This is a genomic window from Escherichia sp. R1, assembly GCF_003000935.1.
Classification (GTDB): domain Bacteria; phylum Pseudomonadota; class Gammaproteobacteria; order Enterobacterales; family Enterobacteriaceae; genus Escherichia; species Escherichia coli.
The window spans coordinates 229264-244793 of record NZ_PSRU01000003.1 but is presented as its reverse complement, the minus strand read 5'-3'; the positions used below and the strand labels follow the sequence as shown (position 1 = coordinate 244793).

At 50.9% G+C, this 15530-nt stretch carries 13 protein-coding genes; 4 read left to right on the top strand and 9 right to left on the bottom strand.

Features of this window, described 5'->3' with window-relative positions; all coding sequences use genetic code 11:
- Positions 1–14: 14 nt before the first annotated feature.
- The gene (gene exoX / locus C4F37_RS05730) at positions 15–677 is read left to right on the top strand and encodes an exodeoxyribonuclease X (RefSeq protein WP_000944258.1); all 663 of its coding nucleotides are present in this window, start codon (positions 15–17) and stop codon (positions 675–677) included.
- Here the strand turns inward: exoX and ptrB are convergent.
- The 4 genes from ptrB to yebG all read right to left on the bottom strand — a co-directional run bounded on the left by ptrB (position 674) and on the right by yebG (position 4642).
- Positions 674–2734 (bottom strand): oligopeptidase B, encoded by a 2061-nt coding sequence (gene ptrB / locus C4F37_RS05725; RefSeq protein ID WP_001538837.1) that lies wholly within the window; start codon positions 2732–2734, stop codon positions 674–676. The two genes, exoX and ptrB, sit on opposite strands and share 4 nt — an antisense overlap.
- Before the next feature lie 208 nt (positions 2735–2942).
- Complete coding sequence (locus tag C4F37_RS05720; protein WP_000024728.1) at positions 2943–3602, bottom strand: tellurite resistance TerB family protein; 660 nt, start codon at positions 3600–3602, stop codon at positions 2943–2945.
- A 326-nt stretch (positions 3603–3928) separates the two neighbouring features.
- Positions 3929–4285, bottom strand: coding sequence for a protein YebF (gene yebF / locus C4F37_RS05715; protein ID WP_001295500.1), 357 nt, complete (start codon positions 4283–4285; stop codon positions 3929–3931).
- 66 nt (positions 4286–4351) lie between these two features.
- Positions 4352–4642: a DNA damage-inducible protein YebG gene (gene yebG, locus C4F37_RS05710; RefSeq protein WP_000257738.1), complete on the bottom strand. Its 291-nt coding sequence runs from the start codon at positions 4640–4642 to the stop codon at positions 4352–4354.
- Between the two features lie 133 nt (positions 4643–4775).
- Here yebG and purT point away from each other — a divergent pair, with 133 nt between their 5' ends.
- Positions 4776–5954 (top strand): formate-dependent phosphoribosylglycinamide formyltransferase, encoded by a 1179-nt coding sequence (purT, locus tag C4F37_RS05705; protein WP_000173466.1) that lies wholly within the window; start codon positions 4776–4778, stop codon positions 5952–5954.
- A gap of 55 nt (positions 5955–6009) precedes the next feature.
- On the opposite strand, the gene kdgA is transcribed toward purT, so the two are convergent.
- The 3 genes from kdgA to zwf form a co-directional block, all read right to left on the bottom strand.
- A complete protein-coding gene (kdgA, locus tag C4F37_RS05700; RefSeq protein ID WP_000800512.1) occupies positions 6010–6651 on the bottom strand; it encodes a bifunctional 4-hydroxy-2-oxoglutarate aldolase/2-dehydro-3-deoxy-phosphogluconate aldolase in 642 nt (213 codons plus the stop codon).
- A gap of 36 nt (positions 6652–6687) precedes the next feature.
- Positions 6688–8499 carry a phosphogluconate dehydratase gene (gene edd / locus C4F37_RS05695; protein ID WP_001538838.1) on the bottom strand — a complete coding sequence of 604 codons (1812 nt, stop codon included), beginning with the start codon at positions 8497–8499 and terminating at the stop codon, positions 6688–6690.
- Between the two features lie 234 nt (positions 8500–8733).
- Entirely contained in the window at positions 8734–10209 is a 1476-nt protein-coding gene (gene zwf / locus C4F37_RS05690; protein ID WP_000301727.1) for a glucose-6-phosphate dehydrogenase, read from the bottom strand.
- 337 nt (positions 10210–10546) lie between these two features.
- Between zwf and hexR the strand changes: the two genes are divergently transcribed.
- Positions 10547–11416, top strand: coding sequence for a DNA-binding transcriptional regulator HexR (gene hexR, locus C4F37_RS05685; protein WP_001056695.1), 870 nt, complete (start codon positions 10547–10549; stop codon positions 11414–11416).
- Between the two features lie 127 nt (positions 11417–11543).
- A complete protein-coding gene (gene pyk, locus C4F37_RS05680) occupies positions 11544–12986 on the top strand; it encodes a pyruvate kinase (protein WP_000091149.1) in 1443 nt (480 codons plus the stop codon).
- 131 nt (positions 12987–13117) lie between these two features.
- Here the strand turns inward: pyk and lpxM are convergent, their stop codons facing one another.
- Positions 13118–14089, bottom strand: a complete 972-nt coding sequence (gene lpxM, locus C4F37_RS05675) for a lauroyl-Kdo(2)-lipid IV(A) myristoyltransferase (RefSeq protein ID WP_001296141.1) — start codon at positions 14087–14089, stop codon at positions 13118–13120.
- A gap of 118 nt (positions 14090–14207) precedes the next feature.
- Positions 14208–15530 carry a murein DD-endopeptidase MepM gene (mepM, locus tag C4F37_RS05670; RefSeq protein WP_001184045.1) on the bottom strand — a complete coding sequence of 441 codons (1323 nt, stop codon included), beginning with the start codon at positions 15528–15530 and terminating at the stop codon, positions 14208–14210.

The following is a 15530-nucleotide window of genomic DNA, read 5'->3' as shown; positions in this document are numbered from 1 at the left end:
GCCTGGAGCATGCCATGTTGCGCATTATCGATACAGAAACCTGCGGTTTGCAGGGAGGGATCGTTGAGATTGCCTCTGTTGATGTCATTGACGGAAAAATCGTCAATCCCATGAGCCACCTGGTGCGTCCCGATCGTCCTATTAGTCCACAGGCGATGGCGATTCATCGCATCACCGAAGCCATGGTCGCCGATAAACCGTGGATTGAAGATGTGATCCCGCACTATTACGGTAGTGAATGGTATGTCGCGCATAACGCCAGCTTTGACCGCCGCGTACTGCCTGAAATGCCCGGTGAGTGGATTTGCACTATGAAACTGGCCCGTCGTTTGTGGCCAGGGATCAAGTACAGCAATATGGCGTTATATAAAACACGGAAGCTCAATGTACAGACGCCGCCGGGCCTGCATCATCACCGCGCGTTGTATGACTGTTATATCACCGCTGCGTTGCTTATCGATATTATGAACACCTCCGGCTGGACGGCAGAACAGATGGCCGATATCACCGGACGTCCATCGTTGATGACGACTTTCACCTTTGGCAAATACCGTGGCAAAGCGGTTTCCGACGTTGCCGAACGCGATCCGGGCTATCTGCGCTGGTTATTTAATAACCTGGGCAGCATGAGCCCGGAGCTGCGTTTAACACTGAAACATTATCTGGAAAATACTTAATCCGCAGGCGTAGCGGGTAATGTTCCCTGCGCCAGCGCGACCAGAAAAGCATATTCCATCGCTACGCCTTCGTACGATTTAAAGCGACCAGATTTACCGCCATGACCTGAGTCCATGTCGGTACAGAGCAATAAAAGATGGTCATCGGTTTTCAGCTCGCGCAATTTAGCGACCCATTTTGCCGGTTCCCAATATTGCACCTGAGAATCGTGTAAACCGGTCGTTACCAGTAAATGCGGATAAGCCTGTGCGGTGACGTTGTCATACGGGCTGTAGCTTTTCATATACTCGTAATATTGCGGATCCTGCGGATTCCCCCACTCTTCAAATTCGCCGGTGGTAAGAGGAATTGATTCATCCAGCATTGTTGTTACAACATCAACAAACGGTACCTGGGCGATAACGCCGTGGAACAATTCCGGGCGTTGATTAATCGCAACGCCCATCAACATACCCCCCGCACTCCCGCCCATCGCATAACAGAGCGAAGGAGAGCCATAGCCCAGTTTTAACAATGCATCGCAGGCATCAAGATAATCATTAAACGTATTTTTCTTCTTCAGAAATTTACCGTCCTCGTACCATTGTTGCCCCAGCTCACCGCCGCCACGAACATGGACAATGGCGTAGACAAATCCACGATCCAACAAACTCAAGCGGCTAAAACTGAAATCGGCATCAATACTTGCGCCGTAAGAACCGTAGCCATACACCAGCAGCGGGTTGTGTCCTTTGCGAAAATGTTTGCGATGATAGACCAGCGAAACCGGAACTTCGACGCCATCACGGGCGACTATCCACAGGTGTTCACTGCGGTAATTCGCCGCATCAAAACCAGGAACTTCCGTTTGTTTTAATACACGACGCTCACCGGTATCCATATCCAGTTCAAACAAAGTATCTGGTGTGGTCATGGAAGAATAACCATAACGCAATCGCGCGGTTTCAGGTTCTGGATTGTAGGCAATCCAAGTCACATAGGCCGGATCATCAAAGGCAATGCCAATGACTTCCCGGGTCTTGCGGTTAATTTGCCGCAAACTGGTTAACCCGCGCTGACGCTCTTCAACCACCAGCCAGTCGGTAAACAGCGTAAACCCTTCCAGCATAATGTTATCACGTGGCGGAATTAACTCTTCCCACTGTTGCTCATCACGCATACGGGTACGGTATAAGCCAAAGTTTTTACCGTGGCGGTTGGAACGCAGATAAAACCGATGCTGGTAGTGATCAAGGCTGTATTCGTGATCTTTGCGGCGAGGCAGAAAAACAAACGGCTCGGCATCGGCCATTTCCGCGTCCAGCAGGCGAACTTCACTGGTGGTGGCGCTGGCCAGATGAATGACCACATAATGCTTCGAGGTCGTTTTATGCAGGCTGACGTAATAGGTATCGTCTTTTTCTTCGTAAATCAGTTTATCTTGCGATGCTGGCGTACCGATGGCGTGACGCCGGACCTGATAAGGGAGCAGCGTCACTGGATGCTTGCGAACATAGTAGAAAGTCCAGGAGTCATTTGCCCAGACAAAGCTGGGTTCAACGTTATCCAGCAGTTCCGGGTACCAGTTACCTGTTTCCAGATTACGAAAACGAATGCCGTACTGCCGTCGGGAAAGAAAATCTTCTGCCAGTGCCATAATGGTGTTATCTGGCGTAATCGCCATTCCGCCCATCGAATAAAACTCACTATGAGCCGCGCGCTTGTTGGCATCGAGCAATGTTTCCCACTCGTCCCACTCTTCACTGAACGCCGATTGACGCTGGTAGATAGCATATTCACAGCCTGGTTCATAAATATGCCGATAGCGGTAGCCATTTTTGATGTAGGGCGCAGAAACTTCTCGTTGCGGAATGCGGTCGATGATTTCCTTTAAGATGCGATCCTGCAAGGCTTGTTGCGAGGCCATCACCCGATGACCGTAACTATTTTCTTGTTGCAGATAGTCCAGGACTTCCGGCTGAGAACGCGTATCGTCCCGCAGCCAGTAGTAATTATCGATGCGCGTATCGCCATGAAGCGTCATGGCGTGGGGAATGCGGGCGGCTTTTGGTAGCATGTTATTGTTCTTTCTGGTTGAAACATCTTATAAGGGTGGCAAAACTCACCGGGGATGCAAGCGAAACAGGGTAGTCATTGCTTAGATGATGACAGGTAATGGCGCGGATATCGACTGTTATGCAGACAGAGAAAATCAGCCTGTTCAAATGGCTGTGCGGTTCTGGATAACCCGAAATAGTCAACTTCAGGCTATCCAGAGAGCGGAATTACTCCGCCAAAGTACGTTTTTGCTGTTCGAGATCGCGTTCAATGCCTTCACGAACGTCCTGGGGGATTTTCAGCGCATCACCCAGTGCATTCAGGTAACTGCGTTCCATAAAATGGTCAATATCAATAGCCGCGCAGCTCAGGAAATAGATTTCCAGCGCCTCTTCTTCATTGCGGACCCCGGTAGCCAGGCGTTGTGGATCCAGCGGTTGTTCGATTGCCTGCTCAATGAGTACACGCCCCTTCTCTTCCACACCGGCTTCTCGCAATTGCTGGTCGATTGCCGCACGTTCTTTGGCATCGATATGGCCATCACTTTTAGCGGCAAAGACCAGCGCAAGGATCAAACGTTCCGTACGCTCATCCAGCGGCGTACTTTGCGCGCCAAACTGCGGTTCATCCTGATGCGCCGCGCGAATTTTATCTTTGTATTTATTCCACAGCACCGTACCCGCTACCGCTCCGCCGCCAACCAGTAACGCGTTTGTGCCATATTTCGTAAGAAGTTTACGTGCTGATTTATTTGCGACCAGCAGCCCAGCCAGTCCGCCTAATGCGCCAGGCACTAAAAGTTTGCCCAATCCCTGATCCGCAGACGAGGAGGTAGAAGAACGGCTTTGCCCAAGCAGAGATTGCAGTTGATTTAACCAGTTAGCCATATTTGCTCCTCAATAACCATTTTTAGTGCCTGTAGCATAGCGGATGAGGATGTCAGAAAATGTATATCGAGACAAAAGATGCGCAAATAAGCGGGGCGGTAGGCCGTTATTCAAAGAAATTCGCGCCAGGTAAGGTGTTCACTGTATATAAGGTGATAAGGGTATTTTAGGTGAAAGTAGTTTGACATTTTGAGTGGAACTGTTTGATGCTGATTGCCCAGTTCGACGCTACTGCGTCTTCTCAGGACTACGATTGTGTTGCGTTGTAGGGCGGACAAGGCACTCGCGCCGTATCCGCCAACGGTCAATCGAATTATCAGAAGCCATTAACGCCGCTGATATTCCGCCATTCCCGCTTTGCAGTCCACGCTGACCTGGTAATGAATATCGGCACTTTTACCACGCACGGTTAGCGGTACTGACCATTTATCATCTTTCCCCTGAATGTCCTGCAAACTGACCCATGCCACGGGGTCGGCCTGACCGACAATTTTTTGATCATCAGCCCAGCGCGCCACGCGATTTTGTTGGTAATCACGTTTTACGCTCGCGGCAATTCCGGCAGCATCCAGACCTTCACACTTTGGGAAAGTGACCGACTTGCTGGTTTCATTATTGGCAGCGAAAACTGATGCGCAGGCAGAAACCAACAACAGCCCTAAAAACGCCCCTCTTTTTTTCATGTTTTTCTCCATAGCACAATGATTCAGGAGAAAGCATGGTACAAATTGTCAGGAGCGCAAGTTGCTTCAGGCCGCGTGTGAGGCATCTTCCTCTTCGGATTCAGCACCGACGACCTGTGGGGACGGTAATTTGCCGGTTTTCAGAATGGTGCTCAGCACATCTTTTTGTTCTGCCAGCCATAGCGAAAGGGCTTCACGTTGCTCATCTTCCATTTGCACTGGAGAATTTGTCAGCCAGGTGTCAAGCAGATCGGCCGTATCAAGCATCTTGTCATAAGCATCGGCTTCCTTTTTGCTGGTAAACGACATTTTCTCTTCGCCCTCACGAATGACTACGTATTTAACTTCAACCGCCATTTGCAGCCTCTCATAATAACTGTGATTTTATACAGTATATTTCTTTTCAGTTGGGAAATCAACATCAGCAATAAAGACACACGCAAACGTTTTCGTTTATACTGCGCGCGGAATTAATCAGGGGATATTCGTTATGACGTTATTAGGCACTGCGCTGCGTCCGGCAGCAACTCGCGTGATGTTATTAGGCTCCGGTGAACTGGGTAAAGAAGTGGCAATCGAGTGTCAGCGTCTCGGCGTAGAGGTGATTGCCGTCGATCGCTATGCCGACGCACCAGCCATGCATGTCGCGCATCGCTCCCATGTCATTAATATGCTTGATGGTGATGCATTACGCCGTGTGGTTGAACTGGAAAAACCACATTATATCGTGCCGGAGATCGAAGCTATTGCCACCGATATGCTGATCCAACTTGAAGAGGAAGGACTGAATGTTGTCCCCTGCGCTCGCGCAACGAAATTAACGATGAATCGCGAGGGTATCCGTCGCCTGGCGGCAGAAGAGCTGCAGCTGCCCACTTCCACTTATCGTTTTGCCGATAGCGAAAACCTTTTCCGCGAAGCGGTTGCCGCCATTGGCTACCCCTGTATTGTTAAACCGGTGATGAGTTCTTCCGGTAAAGGGCAGACGTTTATTCGTTCTGCAGAGCAACTTGCTCATGCATGGGAGTACGCTCAGCAAGGTGGTCGCGCCGGAGCGGGCCGCGTAATTGTTGAAGGCGTCGTTAAGTTTGACTTCGAAATTACCCTGCTAACCGTCAGCGCGGTGGATGGCGTCCATTTCTGTGCACCGGTAGGTCATCGCCAGGAAGATGGCGACTATCGTGAATCCTGGCAACCACAGCAAATGAGCCCGCTTGCCCTTGAACGTGCGCAGGAGATTGCCCGTAAAGTGGTGCTGGCACTGGGCGGTTATGGGCTGTTTGGTGTCGAGCTGTTTGTCTGTGGTGATGAGGTGATTTTCAGTGAAGTCTCCCCTCGCCCGCATGACACCGGGATGGTGACGCTAATTTCTCAGGATCTCTCGGAGTTTGCCCTGCATGTACGTGCCTTCCTCGGACTTCCGGTTGGCGGGATCCGCCAGTATGGTCCTGCTGCTTCTGCCGTTATCCTGCCGCAACTGACCAGTCAGAATGTCACGTTTGATAATGTGCAGAATGCCGTAGGCGCAGATTTGCAGATTCGTTTATTTGGTAAGCCGGAAATTGATGGCAGCCGTCGTCTGGGGGTAGCACTGGCTACTGCAGAGAGTGTTGTTGACGCCATTGAACGCGCGAAGCACGCCGCCGGACAGGTAAAAGTACAGGGTTAAACCCGGCAAAAAAACGCTACAAAAATGCCCGATCCTCGATCGGGCATTTTGACTTTTACAGCTTAGCGCCTTCTACAGCTTCACGCGCCAGCTTAGTAATGCGGTCGTAATCGCCCGCTTCCAGCGCATCTGCCGGAACCAGCCAGGAACCACCGATGCACAGCACGCTTTTCAGCGCCAGGTAGTCACGGTAGTTAGCCGGAGAAATACCACCTGTCGGGCAGAAACGGACCTGAGAGAACGGACCCGCGATCGCCTGCAGGGCTTTCACACCGCCGTTAGCTTCAGCCGGGAAGAATTTGAACTCTTTCAAACCGTAGTCCATACCCAGCATCAGTTCGGAAACAGTGCTGATCCCCGGAATCAGAGGAATAGTCCCTTCGGTAGCAGCTTTCAGCAGCGGCTCGGTCAGACCCGGGCTAATTGCAAACTGTGCACCTGCTTCAGTGACTTCTGCCAGCTGCTGTGGATTCAGCACCGTACCGGCACCCACAATCGCTTCAGGCACTTCTTTGGCGATAGCACGGATAGCGTCAACTGCGCACTCGGTACGCAGAGTCACTTCCAGAACGCGCACCCCACCAGCAACCAACGCTTTTGCCATCGGCACCGCGTGTTCCAGTTTTTTTACCACGATAACCGGTACAACCGGGCCGGTGGTCAGGATTGATTCTGCACTTGTTTTCCAGTTTTTCATCAGAGTTTTCTCTCGCCTGATTACAAATTTGTCGTCTTAAAAAGTGATACAGGTTGCGCCCTGTTCGGCACCGGACAGTTTTTCACGCAAGGCGCTGAATAATTCACGTCCTGTTCCCACGCGTGACGCGCTCAGGTCAGGAATGTGCGGTTCGCGAGCAGCCAGTTCCGCTTCGTCTACCAGCAGCGTCAGTTCGCCTGTCTGTCCATTCACACGAATGATGTCCCCGTCGCGCACTTTTGCCAGCAGCCCGCCATCGTAGGCTTCTGGTGTTACGTGGATAGCTGACGGCACTTTACCTGAAGCGCCGGAGAGTCGTCCATCGGTAACTAACGCAATTTTGAAACACCGGTCCAATAATACACCAAGTGGCGGCATGAGTTTATGTAATTCTGGCATTCCGTTCGCTTTTGGCCCCTGATGACGGACAACAACGACACAATCGCGGTCCAGTAAACCCGCTTCAAAGGCCGGCATAACGTCATGCTGGCTTTCAAAAACAACCGCTGGCGCTTCAATCACCTGGTTCTCTACCGGCACGGCAGAGGTTTTCATAACCGCTCGGCCCAGGTTACCGCTTAACACTTTTGTCCCACCATGATGAGAGAAAGGTTGTTCGAAGGACGCGATCACATTGTTGTCGAGTGATTTTTCTGCCCCTTCCCGCCAGTCCAGTTCACCATTATTCAGCCATGGTTCAAGGGTATAACGAGACAGACCAAAGCCTGCCACCGTATTGACATCTTCATGCAGCAGGCCTGCTTTGAGCAGTTCACGTACCAGAACCGGTACGCCACCTGCCGCCTGGAAGTGGTTAATATCGGCCGGACCGTTCGGGTAGAGACGTGCCATCAGCGGTACAACATCAGAAAGGTCAGAGAAGTCATCCCAGTTAATCTGAATACCGGCTGCGCGCGCCATCGCCACTAGGTGCATGGTGTGGTTAGTGGAACCACCGGTCGCCAGCAGTGCAACGATACCGTTCACCACCACTTTCTCATCGATCATCTTACCGATCGGCATCCATTCATTACCATTACCGGTCATGCGCGTAACCTGGCGCGCAGCTGCAGCGGTCAAAGCATCGCGCAGCGGAGAATCCGGATGAACAAAAGAAGAGCCTGGCAACTGCATCCCCATAAACTCCACCACCATCTGGTTGGTGTTGGCAGTACCGTAGAAAGTACATGTTCCCGGCGCATGATAAGACGCGGCTTCTGACTCCAGTAATGCCATGCGGTCCACTTTACCTTCGGCATAAAGCTGGCGAATACGCACTTTTTCTTTATTTGGCAAACCGCTTGCCATCGGTCCAGACGGCACAAACACCGCAGGCAAATGACCAAACGACAGGGCTGCCATGGTCAGACCTGGGACAATCTTGTCGCACACACCGAGAAACAGAGCACCATCAAACATGTTATGGGACAGCCCCACCGCCGCAGACATCGCAATCACTTCGCGGCTTAACAGCGACAATTCCATTCCATCCTGCCCCTGGGTGACACCATCACACATCGCCGGAACACCGCCCGCAACCTGACCAACCGCATTCGCTTCATGCAGGGCTTTACGAATGATTTCTGGATAGTGTTCATAAGGCTGGTGAGCGGAGAGCATGTCGTTATAGGAGGTGATGATGGCGATATTGTTACGCAACATGCTTTTCAAAGAGGCTTTGTCTTCTGGCTGGCAGGCAGCGAAACCGTGTGCCAGGTTACCGCATGCCAACTGCGAACGATGAACGGTCGAAGTTTTCGCTTGTTCTATCCGGGTGAGGTAAGCAGAGCGAGTCTCGCGCGAACGTTCAATGATTCGATTTGTTACGCGTAACAATTGTGGGTTCATAAAGGCTCCTGAAATTGAGTTGTCAGAGCAGGATGATTCACAACGCGTTTCATACATGGAAATTATGATTGAAACGCCTGTAACCGGAGCTCATAGGGCAAAAACGTTTCAGTCAGTGTAATAAAAAAAGCCTCGTGGGTGAATCCGCACGAGGCCTGAAAGTGTAAAAATTGTTCTACAATCTGTGCAAGATCATGTTACCGGTAAAATAACCATAAAGGATGAGCGCAGATATTACTCAAACTCATTCCAGGAACGACCATCACGGGTAATCATCGCCACTGAGGCAACGGGTCCCCAGGTTCCGGCCTGATACGGTTTCGGCGCATCATTGTCCATCGCCCACGCCTCAGTAATGGAGTCTACCCATTTCCAGGCTTCTTCCACTTCGTCGCGACGTACAAACAGTGCCTGAATACCACGCATGGTTTCCAGCAGCAAACGTTCATAGGCATCCGCCAGATGCGTCTGATTAAAGGTTTCTGAATAGCTCAGATCCAGCTTGGTGATTTGCAGGTTATGTTTGTGGTCAAGGCCAGGAACTTTATTCAGTACCTGGATATCCACGCCTTCATCAGGTTGCAGACGGATAGTCAGTTTATTTTGCGGTAGATCCTGCCACGACTCTTTAAACAGATTCAGTTCAGGTGTTTTGAAATAGACCACGACTTCAGAACATTTGGTCGGCAGACGTTTACCAGTACGCAGGTAGAATGGCACACCGGCCCAGCGCCAGTTATCAATGTCGACGCGGATCGCCACGAAGGTTTCTGTATTGCTGCTCTTGTTCGCGCCCTCTTCTTCCAGATAGCCCGGCACTTTTTTGCCCTGAGCGAAGCCCGCAGTATATTGCCCGCGTACGGTTTTTTCGCGCACATTGGAGCGGTCGATGCGGCGCAGAGACTTCAGTACTTTCACTTTTTCATCGCGGATGCTGTCTGCGCTCAGGTCAGACGGCGGAGACATCGCAATCATGCAAAGAATTTGCAGCAGGTGGTTCTGGATCATGTCGCGCATCTGACCGGCTTTATCAAAATAGCCCCAGCGCCCTTCGATCCCCACTTCTTCTGCCACGGTAATCTCAACATGATCAATGGTGCGATTGTCCCAGTTGTTCACAAACAGAGAGTTAGCAAAACGCAGCGCCAACAGGTTCAGCACTGTTTCTTTACCAAGATAGTGGTCGATACGGTAAACCTGGCACTCCTCGAAGTATTCGCCAACCTGATCGTTGATTTCCTGCGAGGTCGCCAGCGACGTCCCCAGCGGTTTTTCCATGACTACGCGTGCCGGTTTAGCATTCAGTTTTGCCTCACCAAGCCCTTTGCAAATTGCGCCAAAAGTGCTGGGCGGCATGGCAAAGTAGTTAATGGTGATACGATTTTTTTGATCCAGCATCGCGCCGAGACGGCTGAATGCAGCAGTGTCATTGACATCAAGATTACAAAAATCCAGACGTGCACTCAGGGTGTCCCATAAACCTTCATCAATGGTTTCTTTCATGAAAGTTTCGAGCGCCTCGCGGACAACTTTGGTATAAGCCGCTTTATCCCAGTCAGCACGCCCTACGCCGATAATCCGGGTGTCCGGGTTGAGCTGACCGGCTTTTTCCAGTTGATACAGGGAAGGCAGCAATTTACGACGCGCAAGGTCGCCTTTCGCGCCGAAAATGACCAGGTCACAGGCCTGGGCTGTTTGCGTTACCGCCATGTCATTCTCCTTAAGTTAACTAACCCGGTACTTAAGCCAGGGTATACTTGTAATTTTCTTACGGTGCACTGTACTGCTTTTACGAGCTTGCGAAAACTGTAAACGCTTATCCACCCGTGCGATTACGGTAAAAGCGCGCAAAGTGCGGCAAAACTGATAAAAAAATCATCGTTTTCCATTGGGTAAAAATCTGACACTGATCATGTTATGAAAAAAAATAACAACTTTTTTATCTGCTTTTGTCATTAACACAGCACACAGGCGTAATATCTGACAAAACTGCATTTCGATTTCTTTCAGAGCGGAAATCGTCATTACCCGTGAGTCTCTTTACATCATGAATATGCTGGAAAAAATCCAGTCTCAGCTGGAACATTTGAGCAAATCTGAGCGCAAAGTTGCCGAGGTCATTCTGGCTTCGCCCGATAACGCGATCCATTCGAGTATTGCTGCTCTGGCGCTGGAAGCCAATGTTAGCGAACCGACGGTGAATCGTTTCTGTCGCAGCATGGACACACGCGGTTTTCCTGATTTTAAACTTCATCTGGCACAAAGTCTGGCGAATGGCACTCCCTATGTTAATCGCAACGTCAATGAAGATGACAGCGTTGAATCATACACGGGGAAAATATTTGAGTCCGCAATGGCAACGCTCGATCATGTCCGTCATTCACTGGATAAATCTGCCATCAACCGCGCCGTCGACTTGCTCACTCAGGCAAAAAAAATCGCCTTTTTCGGATTAGGTTCTTCAGCCGCCGTTGCCCACGATGCGATGAATAAGTTCTTTCGTTTTAATGTTCCGGTGGTGTACTCCGATGATATCGTGCTGCAACGCATGAGTTGTATGAATTGTAGCGACGGAGACGTGGTGGTGCTGATTTCTCACACGGGAAGAACAAAAAATCTGGTCGAGCTGGCGCAGCTGGCACGCGAAAACGACGCTATGGTAATTGCCCTCACCTCTGCGGGTACCCCACTCGCCCGGGAAGCAACGCTGGCAATTACCCTCGACGTACCGGAAGATACTGACATTTATATGCCCATGGTTTCTCGACTTGCACAGCTGACCGTGATAGATGTGCTGGCGACAGGATTTACTTTGCGGCGCGGTACAAAATTCAGAGATAACTTGAAGCGGGTCAAGGAAGCGCTGAAGGAATCGCGTTTTGATAAGCAGTTACTTAATTTAAGTGACGATCGCTAAAAACGACTGTCACTGTCCTAATCTTATACGACATCCGAATGAGATTAATTTATCGCCATCACGGCGTTATTTCATTCGGATTTCATGTTCAAGCAACACCTGGTTGTTTCAGTCAACGGAGTATTACATGTCCAGAAGGCTTCGCAGAACTAAAATCGTTACCACGTTAGGCCCGGCAACAGATCGCGATAATAACCTTGAAAAAGTTATCGCGGCGGGTGCCAACGTTGTACGTATGAATTTTTCTCACGGCTCGCCTGAAGATCACAAAATGCGCGCGGATAAAGTTCGTGAGATTGCCGCAAAACTGGGGCGTCATGTGGCTATTCTGGGTGACCTCCAGGGGCCCAAAATCCGTGTATCCACCTTTAAAGAAGGCAAAGTTTTCCTCAATATTGGGGATAAATTCCTGCTCGACGCCAACCTGGGTAAAGGTGAAGGCGACAAAGAAAAAGTCGGTATCGACTACAAAGGCCTGCCTGCTGACGTTGTGCCTGGTGACATCCTGCTGCTGGACGATGGTCGCGTCCAGTTAAAAGTACTGGAAGTCCAGGGCATGAAAGTGTTCACCGAAGTGACCGTCGGTGGTCCCCTCTCCAACAATAAAGGTATCAACAAACTTGGCGGCGGTTTGTCGGCTGAAGCGCTGACCGAAAAAGACAAAGCAGACATTAAGACTGCGGCGTTGATTGGCGTAGATTACCTGGCTGTCTCCTTCCCACGCTGCGGCGAAGATCTGAACTATGCCCGTCGTCTGGCACGCGATGCAGGATGTGATGCGAAAATTGTTGCCAAGGTTGAACGTGCGGAAGCCGTTTGCAGCCAGGAGGCAATGGATGACATCATCCTCGCCTCTGACGTGGTAATGGTTGCTCGCGGCGACCTCGGTGTGGAAATTGGCGATCCGGAACTGGTCGGCATTCAGAAAGCGTTGATCCGTCGTGCACGTCAGCTAAACCGCGCGGTAATCACGGCGACCCAGATGATGGAATCAATGATTACTAACCCGATGCCGACGCGTGCAGAAGTCATGGACGTAGCAAACGCCGTTCTGGATGGTACTGACGCTGTGATGCTGTCGGCAGAAACTGCTGCTGGTCAATACCCGTCAGAAACTGTTGCAGCCATGGCGCGCGTTTGCCTGGGGGCGGAAAAAATCCCGAGCATCAACGTTTCTAAACACCGTCTGGACGTTCAGTTCGACAATGTGGAAGAAGCCATTGCCATGTCAGCAATGTACGCGGCTAACCACCTGAAAGGCGTTACGGCGATCATCACCATGACCGAATCGGGTCGTACCGCGCTGATGACCTCCCGTATCAGCTCTGGTCTGCCAATTTTCGCCATGTCACGACATGAACGTACGCTGAACCTGACTGCTCTCTATCGCGGCGTTACGCCGGTGCACTTTGATAGCGCTAATGACGGCGTAGCAGCTGCCAGCGAAGCGGTTAATCTGCTGCGTGATAAAGGTTACTTGATGTCTGGTGACCTGGTGATTGTCACCCAGGGCGACGTGATGAGTACCGTGGGTTCTACTAATACCACGCGTATTTTAACGGTAGAGTAAGTACGTTGCCGGATGCGGCGAAAACGCCTCATCCGGCCTACAGTTCAATGATAATTCAACAGATTTCGAATCTTCTGAAGCAAACTTGAACTTATCATCAGTCGAAGGCCTCTCCTCGCGAGAGGCATTTTTTATTTGATGGGATAAAGATCTTTGCGCTTATACGGTTGGATTTCGCCCGGTTTGCGAGTTTTCAGCAATTTTAATATCCAGGTGTATTGTTCTGGTCGCGGACCAACAAAAATCTCGACTTCTTCATTCATCCGCCGCGCAATCGTATGATCATCCGCCTCTAACAGATCATCCATCGGTGGGCGCACCTGAATCGTCAGACGATGCGTCTTGCCATCATAAATCGGAAACAGCGGTACAACGCGCGCACGGCACACTTTCATCAAACGACCAATCGCGGGCAACGTCGCTTTATAGGTGGCAAAGAAATCAACAAATTCGCTGTGTTCTGGGCCATGATCCTGATCGGGTAAATAATATCCCCAGTAACCCTGACGTACCGACTGGATGAATGGTTTAATACCATCATTTCTCGCATGCAGACGACCACCAAAGCGACGGCGCACCGTGTTCCAGACATAATCAAAAACCGGGTTGCCCTGATTATGGAACATCGCTGCCATTTTCTGCCCTTGCGAGGCCATCAGCATGGCAGGAATATCGACGGCCCAACCGTGCGGCACCAGAAAAATCACTTTCTCGTTATTACGCCGCATCTCTTCGATGATCTCCAGCCCTTGCCAGTCAACGCGCGGCTGAATTTTCTCCGGCCCGCGTATTGCCAACTCAGCCATCATTACCATCGCTTGCGGCGCGGTGGCAAACATCTCATCTACAATCGCTTCGCGTTCAGCTTCACTACGTTCTGGAAAGCAGAGCGACAGATTGATTAACGCACGACGGCGTGAGCTTTTTCCCAGTCGTCCGGCAAAACGTCCCAGCCGTGCCAGAATGGGATCACGGAACTTTGGCGGCGTTAAAGCGATACCCGCCATCGCTGCTACGCCCAGCCATGCTCCCCAGTAGCGCGGGTGGCGAAAGGATTTATCAAACTCAGGAATGTATTCGCTATTATTTTTTTTCGTTTCCATGCTTTTCCAGTTTCGGATAAGGCAAAAATCAATCTGGTGATAGTGTAGCGGCGCAACTTGCCCCGCACCAAATAAAAAAGCCGGTACTGACTGCGTACCGGCTGCGAATGGATGTTAATTAATCAAACCGTAGCTGCGGCACAATCTCTTTGGCCTGTGCCAGGAATTCGCGACGATCGGAGCCGGTCAGCCCTTCGGTACGCGGCAGTTTTGCCGTCAGCGGGTTTACGGCCTGCTGGTTTATCCATACTTCATAGTGCAGATGCGGCCCGGTTGAACGTCCGGTATTACCGGAAAGCGCGATACGGTCGCCACGTTTCACCTTCTGTCCCGGTTTCACCAGGATCTTGCGCAAGTGCATATAACGCGTGGTGTAGCTGCGACCATGACGAATAGCCACATAATAACCTGCTGCGCCACTACGTTTGGCAACCACCACTTCACCGTCACCCACTGAAAGCACTGGCGTACCTTGTGGCATGGCAAAATCAACACCTCTGTGTGGCGCAACGCGACCGGTCACCGGATTAGTACGACGCGGGTTAAAGTTAGATGAGATACGGAACTGTTTCGCCGTCGGGAATCGCAAGAATCCTTTCGCCAGACCAGTACCGTTACGATCATAGAATTTGCCATCTTCAGCGCGGATTGCATAATAATCTTTACCTTCTGAACGCAAACGTACGCCCAGCAGCTGGCTTTGCTCACGTTTACCATCAAGCATTTCTCGTGACATTAACACCGCAAATTCATCGCCTTTTTTCAGTTTGCGGAAATCCATTTGCCACTGCATGGCTTTAATCACTGCGCTCACTTCGGCGCTGGTTAAACCGGCGTTTCTGGCGCTGGCAACAAAGCTTCCCCCGACGGTACCTTTCAGCAGATTGTTGACCCACTCTCCTTGCTGCATTTCGCTGGTCATTTTAAAACCGTTAGCGGCAGTACGGTCATAGGTTCGGGTTTCACGACGAGACACTTCCCAGGTGAGGCGCTGCAGTTCGCCGTCCGCGGTTAATGTCCAGGAGAGTTGTTGACCGATTTTCAGGTTACGCAATTCTTTGTCGGCAGCAGCCAGTTGGGTGATATCACCCATATCAATACCATACTGATTGAGAATGCTGCTTAGCGTATCGCCAGTGGAAACAACATATTCATGCACGCCCGCTTCACCGGCGATTTTGTCATCCAGTTCGTCCTGGGGAATGGCTTCATCTTCTTGTGCAGCTTGATCAATCGGCTCACTGGCTTCAGGTAAGAGCGAACGAATTTCGTTCTGTTCCAGCTCAATGGTTTTGACAATTGGCGTGGCATCACGGTGATAAACATAGGGCCGCCAGACAGCGACGGCCAGAGTAAGAACGGTGAGCGACCCCAACATAACGCGGTGTGGTCGCGGTAAATTATTAAACGCTAGGGCGACAGAGCGGGCTATCTGTTGCAC

Excerpts from the sequence above, each read along its gene's own strand:
- exoX (WP_000944258.1), top strand. The coding sequence starts at position 15 with ATGTTGCGCATTATCGATACAGAAACCTGCGGTTTGCAGGGAGGGATC.
- ptrB (WP_001538837.1), bottom strand. The coding sequence starts at position 2,734 with ATGCTACCAAAAGCCGCCCGCATTCCCCACGCCATGACGCTTCATGGC.
- C4F37_RS05720 (WP_000024728.1), bottom strand. The coding sequence starts at position 3,602 with ATGGCTAACTGGTTAAATCAACTGCAATCTCTGCTTGGGCAAAGCCGT.
- yebF (WP_001295500.1), bottom strand. The coding sequence starts at position 4,285 with ATGAAAAAAAGAGGGGCGTTTTTAGGGCTGTTGTTGGTTTCTGCCTGC.
- yebG (WP_000257738.1), bottom strand. The coding sequence starts at position 4,642 with ATGGCGGTTGAAGTTAAATACGTAGTCATTCGTGAGGGCGAAGAGAAA.
- purT (WP_000173466.1), top strand. The coding sequence starts at position 4,776 with ATGACGTTATTAGGCACTGCGCTGCGTCCGGCAGCAACTCGCGTGATG.
- kdgA (WP_000800512.1), bottom strand. The coding sequence starts at position 6,651 with ATGAAAAACTGGAAAACAAGTGCAGAATCAATCCTGACCACCGGCCCG.
- edd (WP_001538838.1), bottom strand. The coding sequence starts at position 8,499 with ATGAACCCACAATTGTTACGCGTAACAAATCGAATCATTGAACGTTCG.
- zwf (WP_000301727.1), bottom strand. The coding sequence starts at position 10,209 with ATGGCGGTAACGCAAACAGCCCAGGCCTGTGACCTGGTCATTTTCGGC.
- hexR (WP_001056695.1), top strand. The coding sequence starts at position 10,547 with ATGAATATGCTGGAAAAAATCCAGTCTCAGCTGGAACATTTGAGCAAA.
- pyk (WP_000091149.1), top strand. The coding sequence starts at position 11,544 with ATGTCCAGAAGGCTTCGCAGAACTAAAATCGTTACCACGTTAGGCCCG.
- lpxM (WP_001296141.1), bottom strand. The coding sequence starts at position 14,089 with ATGGAAACGAAAAAAAATAATAGCGAATACATTCCTGAGTTTGATAAA.